General features: G+C 62.0%; 15 protein-coding genes and 1 tRNA gene. 12 read left to right on the top strand and 4 right to left on the bottom strand.

Annotation, left to right across the window (positions count from 1 at the left end; all coding sequences use genetic code 11):
- Positions 1-122: 122 nt before the first annotated feature.
- The 5 genes from EN745_RS12700 to EN745_RS12680 all read left to right on the top strand — a co-directional run bounded on the left by EN745_RS12700 (position 123) and on the right by EN745_RS12680 (position 5864).
- Positions 123-989 (top strand): helix-turn-helix domain-containing protein, encoded by an 867-nt coding sequence (locus EN745_RS12700; protein ID WP_126057347.1) that lies wholly within the window; start codon positions 123-125, stop codon positions 987-989.
- A gap of 79 nt (positions 990-1068) precedes the next feature.
- A complete protein-coding gene (locus tag EN745_RS12695) occupies positions 1069-2007 on the top strand; it encodes a sugar ABC transporter substrate-binding protein (RefSeq protein ID WP_127421397.1) in 939 nt (312 codons plus the stop codon).
- Positions 2008-2154: 147 nt separating this feature from the next.
- The gene (locus tag EN745_RS12690; RefSeq protein ID WP_127421396.1) at positions 2155-3657 is read left to right on the top strand and encodes a sugar ABC transporter ATP-binding protein; all 1503 of its coding nucleotides are present in this window, start codon (positions 2155-2157) and stop codon (positions 3655-3657) included.
- A complete protein-coding gene (locus EN745_RS12685; protein ID WP_126057350.1) occupies positions 3654-4670 on the top strand; it encodes an ABC transporter permease in 1017 nt (338 codons plus the stop codon). The genes EN745_RS12690 and EN745_RS12685 overlap by 4 nt, the downstream gene beginning before the upstream one ends.
- Before the next feature lie 192 nt (positions 4671-4862).
- Entirely contained in the window at positions 4863-5864 is a 1002-nt protein-coding gene (locus EN745_RS12680) for a substrate-binding domain-containing protein (protein WP_126057351.1), read from the top strand.
- 169 nt (positions 5865-6033) lie between these two features.
- On the opposite strand, the gene EN745_RS12675 is transcribed toward EN745_RS12680, so the two are convergent.
- The gene (locus tag EN745_RS12675; protein WP_126057352.1) at positions 6034-7092 is read right to left on the bottom strand and encodes an ornithine cyclodeaminase; all 1059 of its coding nucleotides are present in this window, start codon (positions 7090-7092) and stop codon (positions 6034-6036) included.
- Between the two features lie 2 nt (positions 7093-7094).
- The gene (rocF, locus tag EN745_RS12670) at positions 7095-8027 is read right to left on the bottom strand and encodes an arginase (RefSeq protein ID WP_126057353.1); all 933 of its coding nucleotides are present in this window, start codon (positions 8025-8027) and stop codon (positions 7095-7097) included.
- 131 nt (positions 8028-8158) lie between these two features.
- Between rocF and EN745_RS12665 the strand changes: the two genes are divergently transcribed.
- A complete protein-coding gene (locus EN745_RS12665; protein WP_126057354.1) occupies positions 8159-8599 on the top strand; it encodes an Lrp/AsnC family transcriptional regulator in 441 nt (146 codons plus the stop codon).
- 73 nt (positions 8600-8672) lie between these two features.
- On the opposite strand, the gene EN745_RS12660 is transcribed toward EN745_RS12665, so the two are convergent.
- Positions 8673-9923 carry a YcaO-like family protein gene (locus EN745_RS12660; protein WP_126057355.1) on the bottom strand — a complete coding sequence of 417 codons (1251 nt, stop codon included), beginning with the start codon at positions 9921-9923 and terminating at the stop codon, positions 8673-8675.
- Between the two features lie 77 nt (positions 9924-10000).
- Between EN745_RS12660 and EN745_RS12655 the strand changes: the two genes are divergently transcribed.
- From EN745_RS12655 to EN745_RS12645, 3 genes are all read left to right on the top strand, one after another.
- The gene (locus EN745_RS12655) at positions 10001-12487 is read left to right on the top strand and encodes an adenylate/guanylate cyclase domain-containing protein (protein WP_127421395.1); all 2487 of its coding nucleotides are present in this window, start codon (positions 10001-10003) and stop codon (positions 12485-12487) included.
- Positions 12488-12628: 141 nt separating this feature from the next.
- Positions 12629-14200, top strand: a complete 1572-nt coding sequence (locus EN745_RS12650) for a peroxidase family protein (RefSeq protein WP_127421394.1) — start codon at positions 12629-12631, stop codon at positions 14198-14200.
- Positions 14201-14214: 14 nt separating this feature from the next.
- On the top strand, positions 14215-14688 hold the full coding sequence (locus EN745_RS12645) for a hypothetical protein (RefSeq protein WP_127421393.1): 474 nt from the start codon (positions 14215-14217) through the stop codon (positions 14686-14688).
- Positions 14689-14947: 259 nt separating this feature from the next.
- Here EN745_RS12645 and EN745_RS12640 read toward each other — a convergent pair.
- A tRNA-Gly gene (locus EN745_RS12640) sits at positions 14948-15022 on the bottom strand.
- 209 nt (positions 15023-15231) lie between these two features.
- Here EN745_RS12640 and EN745_RS12635 point away from each other — a divergent pair.
- The 3 genes from EN745_RS12635 to EN745_RS12625 all read left to right on the top strand — a co-directional run bounded on the left by EN745_RS12635 (position 15232) and on the right by EN745_RS12625 (position 17600).
- Positions 15232-15729 (top strand): prolyl-tRNA synthetase associated domain-containing protein, encoded by a 498-nt coding sequence (locus EN745_RS12635; protein ID WP_126057372.1) that lies wholly within the window; start codon positions 15232-15234, stop codon positions 15727-15729.
- An 85-nt stretch (positions 15730-15814) separates the two neighbouring features.
- Positions 15815-16786 (top strand): thioredoxin, encoded by a 972-nt coding sequence (gene trxA, locus EN745_RS12630; RefSeq protein ID WP_127421392.1) that lies wholly within the window; start codon positions 15815-15817, stop codon positions 16784-16786.
- 142 nt (positions 16787-16928) lie between these two features.
- A complete protein-coding gene (locus tag EN745_RS12625; protein WP_126057374.1) occupies positions 16929-17600 on the top strand; it encodes an LON peptidase substrate-binding domain-containing protein in 672 nt (223 codons plus the stop codon).
- The last annotated feature ends 74 nt before the right edge of the window (positions 17601-17674 follow it).

The raw sequence follows: 17674 nt of genomic DNA, 5'->3' as shown, positions 1-17674 counted from the left end.
TCAGTGTGGTGCGCATTGAACTCCTCCCATTTCATTTGCTCTCTCACAGTGAGCGTGGCTAGATTATGCGGCGCGGAAGGCTTGTCCCGGACAAAGGGAAAAGAAAATTGGCGGAAAGTAAGATGCCGGAACGGCCGTTCTACCAGCCTGGCGCCAGCAGCGTGGAAGGCATGCCGCTGATGCTGCAGATGTTCCACACACAGCCGCTGGTTATGCTCAAGCCGCATTGGCACGCGCAGGTGGAAGTCAATTTCATCGTGCGCGGCAGCGTGCACTACTTGATGAATGATCACGAGATCTCGCTGTCGGCCGGCGAGATGTGCCTGTTCTGGGGCGGCCTGCCGCACCAGATGGACGATCTCAGTGACGATGCCGTCTATGCCGGGGCGCATTTGCCGCTGGTGCATTTCTTCCGGCTGCATCTACCCACCGATGTCCGGCACCGGCTGATGACGGGCGCCACGCTGGTGACGTCGGCCACCGACCAGGCCGACAACCACAATTTCGAGCGCTGGAACAGCTACGCCCGCTCGGGCGACGCGGCCAAAGCCGAGCATGCGGTGAACGAGCTGCTGCTGCGGCTGGAGCGGGTGCGGTTCGAACCCTACCGGCTTGTTTCTAGGGTTCCCGCCGCACATTCGGCGGGCAGCCCCTTCGACCAGCAGTCGTCGCGCAATGTCGGGCGCATGTGCGACTTCATCGCCGAGAATTTCCTCTATGAGATCGACTGCGTCGACATAGCGGCTGTCGTCGACATCCATCCGAAATACGCCATGAGCATCTTCAAGAAGTCGACCGGGATGACGCTCAACGAGTATGTCAACCTGCTGCGGCTGAGCTATGCGCAGGCGCTCTTGATGCATGAGGACGCCAACGTGCTGCGCGTCGCCATGGATTCGGGCTTCGGCTCGCTCAGCGCCTTCAACAAGTCGTTCCGCAAGCTCGCCGGCATGTCGCCCTCCGATTTCCGCAGGGCGGGTGTCAAATAGCCGACGTCCCGCCAGTGTGCCGCGTGTTCCGATTGGCAAGCCGCCTCGTTGCAAGGATCCAAACGCGCTTGGTCTCGACCTGGACCAGTTCTCGCGTCGTCAGTTCCTCAAAAGCAGCGCATTGGCAGCGGGCGCCCTGGCGCTGCCGCTCGGCCCGGCGCTCGCCGCCGACAAGCCCAAGGTCGGCCTGGTCATGAAGTCGCTCGCCAACGAGTTCTTCAAGCAGATGCAGGCTGGAGCCGAGGAGTACGCGGCCAAGAACAAGGACAAGTTCGATTTCGCCGCCGTCGGCATGAAGGACGAGCGCGACTTCGCCGCGCAGGTCGATGCCATCGAGAATTTTATCACCCAGAACTTCAACGTCATCGTCGTCGCACCCGCCGATTCGAAGGCCATGGTGACGCCGATCGCCAAGGCGCTGAAGGCCGGCATCAAGGTCATCAACATCGACGTCGCGCTCGATGCCGAAGCCAAGAAGAAGGCGGGCATCGACCTCGCCTTCTTCGGTCCGGACAACCGCGCCGGCGCCAAGCTCGCCGGCGATGCGCTCGGCAAGGCGCTGGGCAAGGGCGGCAAGGTGGTCATCCTCGAGGGCAATCCCGAGGCCGACAACGCCAAGGAGCGCAAGCTCGGCTTCGACGATGCGGTGAAGGAACACGGCCTCGACCTGCTCGATTCGAAGACGGCGCATTGGGAGACCGAGGAAGCCAACACGCTGATGACCAACTTCATGACCCAGCACCCCGACATCCAGGGCGTGATGGCGGCCAATGATTCGATGGCGCTCGGCGTCGTCAAGGCGATCGACGCGGCCGGCAAGTCCGGCCAGATCAAGGTGGTCGGCTTCGACAACATCCCGGCGGTCGGGCCGCTGCTGAAGGAAGGCAAGATGCTGGCCACGGTCGAGCAGTATGGCGCGCAGATGGCGGCCCTCGGCATCGACTACGGTCTGCGCGAGCTCGCCGGCGAGAAGTTCTCCGGCTGGGTCAAGACCGACATCAAGCTGGTCACCGCCTGAGGCAGCGCAACGGCGCCAGCATCTCAAATGCTGGCGCCGTCGCTCCGCCCCGCACGCCTTGTCATCGCCGCCCGGCAATTCCGGCGGCGATGACCGCGCGCACCTGCCGGATTATGCGGTAGAAGAGCGCAATCAGGATCATGCCGCATGGACGACGTCATTCTTTCCCTTGAAGGGGTCGGGAAGATTTTCCCCGGCGCCGTCGCGCTGAGCGATGTGTCGCTGTCGATCGCGCGCGGCGAAACCCACATCATCCTGGGCGAGAACGGCGCCGGCAAGTCGACACTGATCAAGCTTTTGGCCGGCATCTACCGGCCGGACGGCGGCGCGATCGCCTTCAACGGCGCGCCATATCAGCCGAAGACGCCGCACGATGCGCAGCAGAGCGGCATCCGCATCGTGCATCAGGAGCTCAACCTGCTGCCCTATCTCAGCATCGCCGAGAATTTGATGCTGGAAAGCCTGCCGCGCCGTCGCTTCGGCATCGTCGACGGCAAGGCGCTCAACCGGCGCGCCTTGGCCCTGCTCAAGGAGGTCGGGCTCGACATCGATCCAAGGACGCGCGTCGAGGCGCTCGGCGTCGCGCAGATGCAACTGGTCGAGATCGCCAAGGCGCTGAGCTATGACAGCAAGCTTCTCGTCCTCGATGAACCGACGGCGACGCTGACGCCACCGGAAATCGAGCGTCTCTTCGCCATCATCAAGCGGCTGAAGGCCAGGGGCGTTACTATCATTTATATCTCCCACCGCCTGCACGAGGTGTTCGAGATCGGCGACCGGGTCACCGTGCTGCGCAACGGCAGGCTGGTCGCGACCCGCGACCTGCAAGGCCTCACCGTTCCGGACCTTGTGCGCATGATGATCGGCCGGGACATCGCCGACGAATACAGCTTCGATGCCGCGATCGTGCCGGGCAAGGTCGCGCTCAGTGTCAGCAACCTGAAGCGCGACGCCACGACACCGGCGATTTCCTTCGATGTGCGACATGGCGAGATCCTCGGCGTCGCCGGACTGGTCGGCAGCGGCCGGACGGAAGCCATGCGGGCGCTGTTCGGGGCCGATCCGAAACTTGACGGCGTCGTCGCCATCGACGGCAGGCCAGTGGCGATCACGGCGCCCAAGGATGCGGTGCGGCATGGCTTGAGCCTGCTGACCGAAGACCGCAAGGGGCAGGGCCTGCTGCTCGACCTGCCGGTCGACAAGAACATCACCATCACCGATCTCGGCAAGGTCTCGCGCCATGGGCTGGTCAACCGCAGGGCCGAAGCCGCGGCGGCCACCGACCTGGTAGGCCAGCTGCGCGTCAAGGCAAGCTCGATCGAGCAGGCGGTGCGCAACCTTTCGGGCGGCAACCAGCAGAAGGTGGTGCTGGCCAAATGGCTGTTCCGCGGCACCTCGACGCTGATCCTCGACGAGCCGACGCGCGGCGTCGACATCGGCGCGCGGCGCGAGATCTATCAGCTCCTGTGGATGCTGGCGGCGGCGCAGAAAGGCATCATCATGGTGTCGTCCGACCTGCCCGAGCTGATGGGCATGTGCCACCGCATCATCGTCTTTTCCAAGAACAGAATAGTCGGCGAGGTGCCGCGCGCCGAATTCGACCAGGAGCGCATCCTGTCGCTCGCCTATCAGGAGTATGTGAGACCATGAGCGAGACGTCCGAGGCTGTCGTGTCGGCGCCTGTTTCCCCCGGCAGGGCGAAATTCCTGCGCTTTCTCATCCGCGACGCCGGCGTGCTCCTGGCGCTGGTGCTGATTACGATCTTCTTCTCCATCAGCGCGCCCTATTTCGCCACGCCGGGCAACGCGCTCAAGATCTTCGTTCAGATCGCCATCAACACGGTTCTGGCCGCGGGCATGACCTTCGTCATCCTCACCGGCGGCATCGACCTTTCGGTCGGCTCGGTGCTGGCGCTCTGCACGGTCGTGGGCGCCACCATCATGATCAACGAGAGCCTGTCGCCGGCGGCGGCGATCACGCTGGCGCTCATCGCCTGCATGGCGACCGGTGCTGCCTGCGGCTTCCTCAACGGCTGGATTTCGACGCGCTGGAAGATTCCGTCCTTCATCGTCACGCTCGGCATGCTCAACATGGCCGCGGGCGCGGCCCGCGTGGTCAGCGACAATTCGACCATCACCGGCCTGCCGCAAAGCTTCGTCGATTTCGGCAATCTGATCATCGGCGGCTTCCTGCCCTCGATCTTCCTTGTCGCGGTGCTGGTAATCGCGATCGGCTGGTTCGTGCTGCGCTTCACCGTCTTCGGCCGCATGATCTTCGCCGTCGGCACCAACGACGAGGCGGTGCGGCTCTCCGGCCACAATCCGGATTTCTACAAGGTGGCGGCCTTCACCATCAGCGGCCTGACCGCGGGCATCGCGGCGATGGTCTATCTGTTGCGCCTCAACATCGGCAGCCCGATCGCCGGCGTCGGCTACGAACTCAATGCGATCGCCGCCGTCATCATCGGCGGCACGAGCCTCAGCGGGGGCAAGGGCTCGATCGTCGGCACGCTGGTCGGCGCCTGTATTCTGCAGGTTCTGAGCACCGGTCTGCAGCTGCTCGGCGTCGGCGACAATTTCAAGCCGATCGTGATTGGGCTTGTCATCGTGCTCGCCGTCATCCTAGACGCATATCGGGAGAGGCTGTTGCGCAAGATACGCTAGAGCCGGATGATTTCAGGTCGAATCGACCTGAAATCTGAATCCGGCTCTAAATCAAAGAGATAGAGCATGATGTCTTCCGAAAACCGCTTCACACTTTTCGGCATCATGCACTAGGGCAATTCCAGGAAAAGTGCGTAGCGGTTTTCCGTCCGGAATTGCGTGGGAAATGTAGGAGCGCTGGGACCAGGGGCCATGACAACGATTGCCGATGTCGCGCGCTATGCGGGAGTGTCCGTCGCAACGGTCTCGCATGTGATGAATCGCACGCGCCATGTCGAGCCGGAGACGGCCGAGCGCGTGCGCGCGGCGATCGCGGCGCTGCGCTACAGCCCGAATTCGCTGGCGCGAAGCCTCAGGCGCGGCGAGACCAAGACCATCGGCCTGCTTCTGCCGGACAACTCCAACCCGTTCTTCGCCAGCGTCGCGCGCCAGATCGAGGATGCCGGGTTCGTCGCCGGCTATACGGTGATCCTGTGCAACTCCGACGGCAGCGCCGAAAAGGAAGAGCGCTATCTTTCGGTGCTGATGGCCAAGCAGATCGACGGGCTGATCTTTGCCGGCTCGTCCGACCACGCGCGGGTGTTCTCGCGTCTGTTGCCAGATGTGCCGGCGGTGCTGCTCGACCGCGAGATCCATTCCGTCAACGTCGATTCCGTGCTGGTCGACCACGATCACGGCGGCTATCTCGCCGGCCGGCACCTGGTCGGGCTCGGGCACAAGCGGATCGGCGTCATCGGCGGCCCGCGCGATTCGAGCTCCAGCCCGGCCCGCCTGCGCGGCTTCACCCGGGCGCTGGGGGAAGCAGGCGTCGACCTGCCTGCCTCAGCAGTGGTCGATTCTGATTATCATTTCGCCGGCGGCCGGCTGGCTATGGAGCGGCTGCTAACGCAGGCGCCCGACATCACGGCGGTATTCGCCTGCAACGACCTGATGGCCATGGGCGCCATCACCGCGCTGCGTTCGCGCGGATTGCGCGTTCCCGACGACATGTCGCTGGTCGGCTTCGACGACATCCCCTACGCCGTCACCACCTGGCCGCCGTTGACGACGATCGCGCAGCCGGTGGAGAAGATCGGAACGCGGGCAGTGAGCCTGCTGCTGGAACGTCTCGGCGAGCCGGCCGCGCCGTCGCGACGGGAAGTCCTGACGCCTGTCCTCGTCGAACGCGAAAGCTGCGCGCCGTTGCGCGGGTAGCGCGTAATCTCCCCCCTTAAGGGGGAGATGTCGCCGAAGGCGACAGAGGGGGTCTCTGCGCATGAAGCGCCAACCTCCATCTGCACAAGCAGGCCGAGCCCAGTCGAACCGACCCCCTCTGGCCTGCCGGCCATCTCCCCCTCAAGGGGGGAGATACGTGCTCATTCCCTCAAGCCGCCGGCTGCAAACCTGCCCTCAAAAGCATGCCGAACAGGTCGCGCGGCTCGTCGGGATCGGCGAGCAGGTCTAGCTCCTCATAGAGGCCGGTGGCCTGCAACTGGTCGCGAACATAGCGCAGCGCGGAAAAATCCTCCGTTGCGAAGCCGACGGAATCGAACAGCGTGACCTGCTCCGGCGCCCTGCGGCCTTGCGCCTTGCCGGTCATCACCTGCCACAGCTCGGTCACCGGATGGTCGGCGTCGAGCTGCTGGATTTCGCCCTCGATGCGCGTCTGCGGCGGAAACTCGACGAAGATGTCGGAGCGCAACAGGATGTCGCGATGCAGTTCCGTCTTGCCGGGGCAGTCGCCGCCGACGGCGTTGATGTGGACGCCGGAGCCGACCATGTTGTCGGTGAGAATGGTGGCGTACTGCTTGTCGGCGGTCACCGTGGTGATGATGTCGACACCTTCCACCGCATCCTGCCCGGTGGCGCAGATGGTGATGTCAAAACCCTTGCCGGCAAGGTTGCGGGCGCATTTTTCCGAAGCCTGGCGATCGATGTCGTAGAGCCGCAGCCTGTCGATGCCGAGCAGCGCCTTGAAGGCGATGGCCTGGAATTCGGACTGGGCGCCGTTGCCGATGATGGCCATGGCGCGCGAACCCTTCGGCGCCAGATATTTGGCCGCGACGGCGGAAGTGGCGGCGGTGCGCAGCGCCGTCAGGATGGTCATCTCGGTCAGCAGCATCGGATAGCCGGAGCCGACATCGGCCAGCACGCCGAAGGCGGTGACCGTCTGGCGGCCCTCGCGCATGTTCTTCGGATGGCCGTTGACGTATTTGAAGCCGTACATCTTGCCGTCGCTGGTCGGCATCAGCTCGATGACGCCGTCATGGCTGTGCGAGGCAATGCGCGGCGTCTTGTCGAACAGCTCCCAGCGGCGGAAATCCTCCTCGATATAGGCGGCGAGCTCGGTGAGAAAGCGCTCGACGCCGATGGCGAGCACCAGCTTCATCATGCGGTCGACGCTGACGAAGGGGACAATGGCAAGGCGGGACGGTTGGGTCATGATCAGAGGCTTCCGGAATGGCTGCGGGTCGGGCGGTCCATGATGCGACGGCCCATCAGGCTGGCGGTGAGGTCGACCATCAGGGTGGCGGTCCGGCCGCGCTCGTCGAGGAACGGGTTGAGCTCGACCAGGTCGAGGCTGGAAACCAGCCCGCTGTCGGACAGCATCTCCATCACCAGATGCGCCTCGCGGAAGGTGGCGCCACCGGGCACGGTGGTGCCGACGGCCGGCGCGATCGACGGGTCGAGGAAATCGACATCGAGGCTGACATGCAGCAGGCCGTTTTCCTGCTCGACCTTGGCCAGGAAGGCGCGCAGCAAAGGCGCAATGCCATGCTCGTCGATAGTGCGCATGTCATGCACGGTGACGCCCGCCTCGTTCAGCGCGCGGCGCTCGGCCGGATCGACGCTGCGCAGGCCCATGGCGCAGATGCGGGCAGGATCGACCGCTTGCGGCAGGTCGGGAAAGTAGCCGTTGAAGCCGGGGCGACCGCTGGCATAGGCGAGCGGCACGCCATGCAGATTGCCGCTGGTGGTGGTGTCGAGGGTGTGAAAATCCGGATGCGCGTCGAGCCACAGCACGAAGAGCGGCCGGCCAAGCTCCGCGGCCCGGCGGGCGACACCGGATACGGTGCCGGCGGAGATCGAATGGTCGCCACCAAGGAAGATCGGCATGGCTTCCCGGGAAGCCGCGTAAGCGGTCTCGGCGATCGCCGCCGTCCAGGCGGAAATCTCCGGCAGCGCTTTCAGCGCGAGATTGCCGTGAACGACGGCGCGTCCCTCAGCCTTCTCTACAGTGCCCCAGTCCTCGACCTGGTGGCCGAGTTCCGCCAGCACCGAGACCAGCCCGGCCGTGCGCAACGCGCTCGGCCCCATCTCGCATCCCATCCTGCCCGCACCGTCCTGCACCGGCGCGCCAACGATCCTGCAGCGCATGATTCTTTCCGTCCTTGCGATTGATCGCAGGAGTGAACCATCATCCGGTGGCGGATTGAACAGGCGAAATTGGCATTTCGAAAAGGCTGATCTATCATATTGGACATATAGTTTGATCGAAATGGAAAATCATGGATACGCTTGACGAAAGGCTGGTGACGCTGCTGAGGCACGATGCGCGGCGCAGCGTCTCCGATCTCGCGGTCGACCTCGGCGTTTCGCGCGCGACGGTGCGATCGCGCATGGAGCGGCTGGAGAAAGCGGGCGAGATCATCGGCTACACGGTGGTGCTGCGCGCCGACGCGGTCGACCAGCGCATGCGCGGCGTCATGATGATCGAGATCGAGGGCCACGCAGCGGACCGTGTGATCAGGGCGCTGGGCGGCTTCCCCGAGGTTTCCACCATCCACACCACCAACGGCCGCTGGGACCTGGTGGTCGAACTCGGAACCGCGTCGCTCACCGATTTCGACGCCGTGCTGCGGCGGATACGGCTGATCCCCGGCATAACGGGGAGCGAAACCAGCCTGCTGCTGGCGACACCGAGGACGACGCGGGCGCGGCTGGCGTAGGTCGAAGCAAAAGCCGCAACGCCGACACCGAGGCGTCAGTCCCCAGAAAGCGAAAAGGCCGCGGGCCTTGGAACTAAATCAAAAGCAGCGGCTGGTCGGCTGGCGAACCGGCGCCGCAGCTTAGATCGCGGGCATCGGGAGCCAGGAGACGGGCTGGTGCGAACCGTGGCTTGTAATGACAAAGCAGGGTCGATAAAGCGCGAAACACGGGAATGCCGAATTCCGCGCGTGTCATTTCGGCAAACCACAAATCGATTCCTCTGTGCGCCAAGGCGTTGAGTACGTCTGACAGGTCACGCTCGCCCGCAGGAGGAGATCGATTTGGCGCGACCTGTTGGATCGAGGCCATGTTCAGAGGTGGGGTCGTCATTGAGACTTTCTCTCGCCATCGCCGCCAACCGCCAGCATTGTCACCAAGCGCTCGCGCAGCCCCGAGCGAAATTTCCATCTGAAGCATTTCCGTCAACGCGGCCGTGGCTGCCAATTGGAGGCTTTGGCCAGCAGAAAAGCCTAGCGAGACGTCCTTGCCGTCCGGTTCTGCTGAAGCGGCGGCCACCACCGGGATGTCGATATCAGAGGTGATATCGAAGAGCCAGGTTCGACGTCCGCGATGCAATAGCCAGTCGACAAGCGTATCGATGCCGATGAGACAGGACAAATCAATGATTTGGCGCTGCCTTCTTCCATACCACCATCTACCGGTAGCATCCCTCTCAACCAGTTCCAGGATGGCCGCCAGTTTCGCAGCGTCCGCGGTGGTCCCTGCCGCGCACCCATTGCTGTCGCCGATCGCTACCGCGGCCTCATCGCCGGCCTCTCGACGTCCTATGAAGGCGAAGTCTGCGGGTATGAACGCCCCATCGCCGCCAAATGCATCCTCAACCCTAAGCCAATCCAGCACCGCAGATTGATGCCGGATCGGAGGTCGCCAGTCGAAGCCGGTGTTTTCTCTATTCCACGCAGCGCGGGCTACGATCTGATCTGGACTGAAGCCATTCAGGCTTTCAGGTGCGATTGCCGCCGGTCCGATCTCGTCGGCCGTAGCGGTGATCACCGGCTCGTCACCCCACGAGCAGCAACTGAAGAGTTCCGCTGCCTCGCCGAGGCAACTCGCCCGGCAGTCGTCGATGCTCAATCCGCGACCGCTGGCCAGTCTGCCTGTTTCTGGCATTGCTGCGCGAGGCATCATTGGCAATTGCAACAAGGCATCATTCGGGATCGCGATCGCGAAGTGAACCGGAACATCCGTCACAGGCAAGTCAATCACGTTGAACAGTTCGCCGACCCTGGCGTGTTCGCAACCATTCATGAAAGCATTTGTCATGAGTGTCGTTGTGCCGTCGACTAAGCCCGCGTTGGAGAGCAGAATAGCACATTCGACAGGGCAGGCAGCGGGCGGCCATGCAAGCGCGATCGGAGCGAGCGGCACTTAGAACAATTCTGTTTGCGGATCTGGCTCAATATAGCCGGCTGACCGCCGCCGATGAACTTGGAACCCTGGATCTCGTTTCGCTCTGTTTCCAACTCTTTCAAACCCATTGCGAGGAATTCGGCGCAGAGTTCATAAAGACGACCGGCGATGGGGTCCTGATCTTGTTTGACGGTGTATCGAGCGCCATCGACTACGCCATTTTCATGCAGGGTACCCTGGCCGATCTCCTGGACAAGAGACCGTTTTACAGTCGGTTCCGGATCGGACTGCATATTGGAGAGGTTCATCGTCGTGACGGCGATGTGTTCGGCCATGCAATAAACGTTGCTGCCCGGGTACAGACGATGGCCGAGCCGGGCGGCGTGTGCGTAACGCAAGACGTCTATTGGGCGGCCCGCAACACCGCGCGGTGGCGGTTTCGTTTCGCCGGGCGGCCCGCCTTGAAGAATATGCCCGAGCCGCTGGCGCTCTACTATGTGGTTGCTTCCAACGTTGCTGATGTCCCAGACAACGGCCATCAGCGGCTGATTTCGGTCATCGATGGGCTGGGCCTTTACCGGGAAGATGGCGAAGCAATCGCATTGCGTTCCCCGAAAGCGCAGGCGCTGATCGGTTACCTTGCACTGTCCAGCAACTATCAGGAGGTGCATGACCGGCTGGCTACCTTAATTTGGCCAGAACGAAGCCAGGTAGCCGCTCGGCGCGCAATGGCGAATTGCCTGCAGATCGCGGAAAAATCAATTGCGGGCGACTCGGCGGCGGGAATTCTCAGGCGCGGAAATATTATCGGGTTAAGCCCCTCGCGCATAAGCGTCGATGTCGTTCGCATGTTGAAGGATCTTGGAGAGGGCAAGATCGACGACCTGCTCCTCAAACGATCGGATTGGTCTGAGGCGATCCTATTTGGCCTGGAAGGCACCAGCGACCTGTTCAGCGCGTGGCTAAGCGTGACCAGGCACAATTGGCGTGACCACGCATTGGAGGCCTTAGAGGCCATGCTGGAACGCTTCGAGATGTCCGAACCTGCAATGCGCAGGGCGGCAAATGCCCTATTGGTGCTCGAGCCTAGCCATGAGCGCGCTGCACGCTGTCTTATCCGCCACCATGCCGAATTGCACAACGTCGCCGCCGCAATGCGGGTTTACGAAACCCTGCGCGCATTTCTGCGTGAGCGATATCAGCTGGCGCCAAGCGTGGAAACGACAGCTTTGGCGGAAGCGCTGAAAGCTCCAGAACCGCTGTTGTCTCAGAACAAAAAGGCACGTCGGCCTGGTGGACCAGCGCCAACGCTCGCGGTTGGAAAGTTCGAGGCTCGACCCAAGAGAATCTCTCCCCTGGTCTGGGGGTTCCGCTCCGAATTAGTCGCCAACTTGTCCAAATTTCGGGAGTTCACAGTTATCGAGTTGAAGGATGGCGCGATCGAGGGTCCTGACACGGACTATCTGCTGACGGCCCAATGCGTGGACAGCCAGGATGATATGCAGTTGGTGGTCTCGGTCAGCGATCCCGGTACGAACCATGTCATTTGGAGCGAGGCATTTAGATTCTCGCTTGGAAACTGGCTGTCCTTGCAGAAGCAGGTGGTCGGAAAGATCGCTTCAACTCTGGAGGTTTACCTCTCGCATGACAGGCTGTCACGCCAGGTTAGAGGACTCCCGCAAGATCTCGGTGTTTATGATGCCTGGTTGCGCGGCGAGGATCTACTGACTCGCTGGACACCAGACGCCGACGACGAAGCCGAACGGCTATTCGAAGGCGCGATCGTTGCTGACCAGAATTTCGCTCCGGCCTACGCCAGTTTGGCCAGCATCCACAATGCGCGGCAATTCATTCGACCGGGAATTGCGGCAGATCCTTCGATAACGAAGCGGGCTGCCGAACTGGCGCAGCGCGCTGTCGCCCTCGATCCACTCGACGCGCGCAATCATTTGGTCGTTGCGTGGTCAACGGCGATGACTCGACATTTCGAACAGTCGGAAGTGCACTACGAACTAGCCGCTGAACTTAACCCCAACAGTCCAAAAACGTTGGTGTCGGCTGCTCTGGGTATGGCGTTCATGGGCCGCGTCGGTCCAGCTACTCAGTTCTTGGAGCGTGCAATGGATTTGACATCCATGTTTTTGGACTACCAGTGGTCACACATCTCGGTAATCCGCTATTTTGCCGGAGACTTCGAAGGCGCAATCGCGGCGGCCGATCGGTCCAGAAACGCAATAGTCGACACCGCCGGCTGGAAGACTGCCGCCCTGTGCAGGCTGGGAAGAACAGATGAAGCTCGCGCGGCGCTGATGCAATTGCAGGAGTCCGTTGCCGCAGCCTGGGCAGGACCTGCACCACCGACTTTGAAGGACATCTTGGACTGGTTTCTAGGCGCCTTCCCAATCAAGCGGGACGAGGATCGGCGTGATCTGGCACGGCTATGCCAGGTCGATGTGCACGCGCACAAGCTCCCTTGATCCATCAGCCCACAACGCCGTCATTGATGCCGTTCCAAATACTCGCAGGCTTTTAGGCCCGATGAGACAAAAATGCGAAACTGCCGACTTGTGCCGATCCGTTGATAAGCTCATACTAAAATACGGCCAGGGGGGAATACTATGGCCCGCCATGCTCAAAAAGCTTATCTCGTCAGTGCGAATGACCGTATCTTGCTATTTGAGCGTCGCAAGACGCCAAAGGAAGTTGGCCACGAAGAATTCTTGACGTTGGTCCGCGGAGCCAACACGCCCACCTATAAGCACATCTTCGGGTGGCACGATGGCAAGGCGCTTCCGCCCATAAAAGCTCTGGCGGCGCTTGGAGAGGCACTTATCCATAAGCCCTATGCCTCGTCGGATGATAGCGACATCCCGGCAGGGTACACTTATTTCGGCCAGTTTATCTTCCACGATATCAGTTTCATGGGACCGGGTAAGGATCCCCCCAACGATAGAACACCTGCTCTCGACCTCGACAGTGTGCTCCGGATTGATGCAGCAGTTATGCCGGGGACCGGATGTCATGACTCCGGACCGTTGCCGATAGGCTGTACGTCAGGCAGCGTGGTCATGGCTGAAGATCTGCCGCGTGTCGATCTCGAACTGCCTGAGGAAGGCAAGCCGCTGATAGTAGACAGCCGCAACGATGACTTCTTGCCGTTGGCGCAGTGTCACGTGGCCTTGTTAAAGTTTTTCAATGCCATTGCGAAAAGAGAGGGCTACGACCCCGCCAAGAAGGGGTCCTACGACAAAGTGTGGTGGCAGAAAGTTCGTCGCATTTGGCTGCAGCATTTCCAATCTGCGGTTTTGCACGACTATCTGCCCCGCATCGTGGATCGATCCTCTTTTCGCAGTGTCATGCAACACGGCCGCTGCATCGTTAAGGCCGGAGCATCGTCTCAAAACCCAGATTGGCTTCCTATCGAATTCGGGGCGGCGGTTGCACGTTTCGGCCACAGCATGATCAGGGATGCGTATCGACCGTGGAACCGGATCGAGGGCTTGGCGCGGCTGTCCGAATTCATGGAATCCAGCTATGCAAATTCTGGCGACAAGTTGAGCTCATCAGCCCACCGCCTTCTGAGGAACTGGGTCACGAACTGGTTTCTGTTGCTGGACTTTTCTGGCACCGCTTATGATGCGCTGGCGATTGAACCGATCAAAGCAAGTAAGATCAATCTTAGCCTCTCCCCTGCATTAGCAAGCCTGCCCAGCTGCCTGTTCGACGAATTGTGCAGCAACCCGGCTCCGGGGGACGTGTTCGCACTCGCCGAGGAGACCATGAAAACGGGCCATGAACTGGGCCTCGCCACTGCGCAACATGCTGTCTTTTTGACCAACGCTGCATTGGCTTCGAAGCAGCAGCCGCCACTGGCCTACCTTTTGCCTGAACAAATCCCGACGGACGACCCATCAGTCCGGCAAGCCTTCACTGAGCACCCCGACCTGCTGACCCGAACGCCCCTTTGGTATTACATCCTGAGAGAGGCAGAGCATTTTTGCGGTGGATGCCACCTGGGTCCGCTGGGAAGTCGCATAGTGATGGAAACTGTTCATGCGGCGATCGAATCAAGTGCGAACTCAATTCTTTCCCAGCCGGCGTGGCGACCACAGTTGCCATCTGCAAATCTCAGACATTTCTCTATGCCCGACCTGATTGCTATGGCGGGACATCCGAATCCAATTGGCTAAATGGAGGGAGAAAAATGGCTAAGCTTAAAATCTTTCAGGACAACAACTTCAACGCTGAAATTCCGAGCGCGGATGGGTATGTAAATGTTACGAAAAACCTCATTCTGACCGCCAACAATTATGACTATTTTAAAGACAACAACCACAAGGCGGAGAGGCCTGGCCTGCTGATCGGCCACGCCGGATACGAGGGAAACACAAAGCTAAAAGTCTATCACGAGCTGCAAGCCGGCGGGTCCGCGGAGATTACAGACGGAAATTGTACGATCGAGGTCACCGAGGATCAGAAAAAGCCAAATGGGGGCAACCCGTCAAAGTTTAATATCGGATTTCCGCCAGACCGGCCGCTATCGGTCAATTATCTCAAGCCCTATGTGCAGGTGCTTGGTAGCATATTGTTTGATCCAAGCGAGCCTGACGGTGACAAGAGGCTGGAGCGTGCATGTCAATTCCTTTTCGGCATGATGCTGCTGACCCGCTGCCGCTGACGCTATCGAGCCGTCCTCGGTCACCTGCGTACGGTTGCCGTGGGCGGCCTTCTTGGTGTTCGGCGGCAACGGCGGCGAGGTCTTGACCAGCTGGACCCGACTCGTTCCTCAACACCGCGCGTCGGGCGAAGCCACTCCGACCGGCTAGCTAGATTTCATCAAGAAGATTGATGTGTGCTCCCCGGCAAGCTCCCTTGCGCCAGACAGCAAAAAGGCCCGGTTACCCGGGCCCTTTTTGCTTTTCAAATCTGAGAAGATTTGGAGCGGGTGAGGCGATTCGAACGCCCGACCCCAACCTTGGCAAGGTTGTGCTCTACCCCTGAGCTACACCCGCTCACGCGGCCTCGGCCGCAAGCCGCGCCTATATGGCTGAAGAGCGCGGCGATTGCAACAGGGAAATGACGAGCTTTTTTCGGCCAGCTCTCAAGTGCCAACGGCATCGCTTTGCGGCGCTTGGGTTTGCCGTAGGCTTCCAGGACGGCCTTGCCGAGAGGGCACCATTGGCCGTAAACGGCATGGTCCGCCGGAATGAAGTGAGGACCGATGCCGAAGACCGAAGCCGAGCTCAATGCCTTTCTTGCCAACCTCGGCATCAGCGTGTCGACGGTGCGCCACCCGCCGCTCTACACGGTCGCCGATTCGCAGGCGTTGCGCGGCGAGATCGCCGGCGGCCACACCAAGAACCTTTTCCTCAAGGACAAGAAGGACAATTTCTTCCTCGTCAGCGTCGGCGAGGAGGCGGAGGTCGATCTCAAACAGATACATCATCTGATCGGCGCCGCCAGCCGGGTGTCGTTCGGCAAGCCGGAAATGCTGATGGAACTGCTCGGCGTCATTCCGGGCGCGGTCACTGTCTTCGGCCTGATCAACGACAGCGGGCGGCGGGTCAAGGTCGTGCTCGACCAGGAGTTGATGAGCCATGCGGTCGTCAACGCCCACCCGCTCACCAACGAGGCGACGACCTCGATCGCCTCGGCCGACCTCGTCAGATTCGTCGAGGCAACCGGACACGATGCTGTTATCTTGAAAGTCTCGGCTTGATCGCCACATGGATGGCGAAAACTGACCTAGGCAAGGATTGTCGCGCCTCCCCGCTGGCCGGCAGCGCGACTGGAAGGGCAAGGACATGAGCGACAACAATCCGTTCGGCAACAGTGGCGGCCAGTATGCCACGACCGTGCAATATGGCGGCGGCGAGCCCAAGCTCCCGCTCGGCGAGGCGCCGGCCGACCTCATCAAGGACACGACGACGGCCGGCTTCGCCGCCGACGTCATCCAGGAATCGCGCCGCCAGCCGGTGCTGGTCGATTTCTGGGCGCCGTGGTGCGGCCCCTGCAAGCAGCTGACGCCGCAGCTCGAAAAGGCGGTCAAGGCCGCAGGCGGCACCGTCAAGCTGGTCAAGATGAACATCGACGATCATCCCTCGATCGCCGGCCAACTCGGCATCCAGTCGATCCCGGCGGTCATCGCCTTCAAGAACGGCCAGCCGGTGGACGGCTTCATGGGCGCCGTCCCCGAGAGCCAGATCGCCGAATTCATCAAGAAGGTCGGCGGCAAGAACGGCGCCGGCAACCAGGTGGGCGAGGCGCTGGCGGCGGCAGCCGAGGCGCGCGGGGCGGGCGACGTCCAGACCGCCGCCGACATCTACGATGCCATTCTCGAACAGGCGCCGGAGACGATCGAGGCGATCGCCGGGCTCGGCGAAGTGCTGTTCGAGGCCGGCGACACGGAAGGCGCCGAGGCCGTTCTGGCGCGGGCGCCGGAAGACAAGAAGGACGCGCCGCAGCTTGCCGCGCTGCGCGCCAGGATCGCGCTTGCCGCGCAGGCCGCCTCGCTCGGCAATCCGGCGGAGTTCGAGCGGCGCCTTGCCGCCAATCCGGCCGACCACCAGGCGCGCTTCGACCTGGCGATGATCCAGAACGCCCGCGGCGAGCGGACGCAAGCGGCCGACAATCTGCTGGCGATCATCAAGGCCGACCGCAGCTGGAACGATGACGGCGCCAAGGCGCAACTGCTGAAGTTCTTCGAGGCCTGGGGCATGACCGACGAGGCGACGCTGGCGGCGCGGCGCAAACTGTCGTCGCTGCTGTTTTCCTGAGGCCGTTCGCCGGCTGTTTTTGCCGGATGGGCTTGCGGCCGGGCGCAGGTGCGCCATGTTAGAGCACGGCGCGCGGCCCCGGCTTCGCGCGGGGATGGAGGAGATCGCGGGTTTGAGACGCTTCAGGCGATCGGAGGACTGATTGCAGGCGGGAAACGCGCACTACCGGCGTGGAGCCGATCTGCCGGCGACGATCCCGGTGTTTCCGCTTGCCGGCGCGCTGCTCTTGCCGGGTGGGCGCATGCCGCTCAACATTTTCGAGCCGCGCTATCTGCAGATGGTCGACGAGGCGGTCGGGGGTGCGCGACTGATCGGCATCATCCAGCCCAGCCTCGACGGCGCGCTGCGCGACGACGGCGAGCCGGAACTGTGCAGCGTCGGCTGCGCCGGGCGCATCATCTCGCTGGCCGAGAGCGGCGACGGCCGCTACCTGATCTCGCTGCAAGGCGTCTGCCGGTTTCGCATCACGCATGAGGCCGCCACCAAGACGCCGTTCCGGCTATGCCGGATCGCGCCTTTCCTCGCCGATCTCGACGAAGACCGCGCCGGCGCCGAAGTCGACCGGCCGTCGCTGCTGAAAGCGTTTCGCGCCTATTTGCAGGCCAACGATCTCGAAGCCGACTGGGAAAGCGTCAGCCGCGCTGAAAACGCCATGCTGGTCAATGCGCTGTCGATGATGGCGCCCTATGGCCCGGCCGAGAAACAGGCGCTGCTCGAGGCGGCGGACCTGAAGACGCGCGCCGAAACGCTGATCGCCATCACCGAAATGGCGCTGGCGCGCGAGGGTGAGGACTTTGGCTCGAGCCTGCAATAGAGTGTATCGATATTCAGGTGAGGCCGGCCTGCAAACGGCGGCTTCCTGCGCTTCCGGTGCTCACGTGCTTCAAG

The sequence above is a fragment of the Mesorhizobium sp. M4A.F.Ca.ET.022.05.2.1 genome, assembly GCF_003998845.1.
GTDB lineage: Bacteria > Pseudomonadota > Alphaproteobacteria > Rhizobiales > Rhizobiaceae > Mesorhizobium.
Note: the sequence above shows the minus strand (reverse complement) of the source record. Positions and strands in the feature narration are given on the sequence as shown.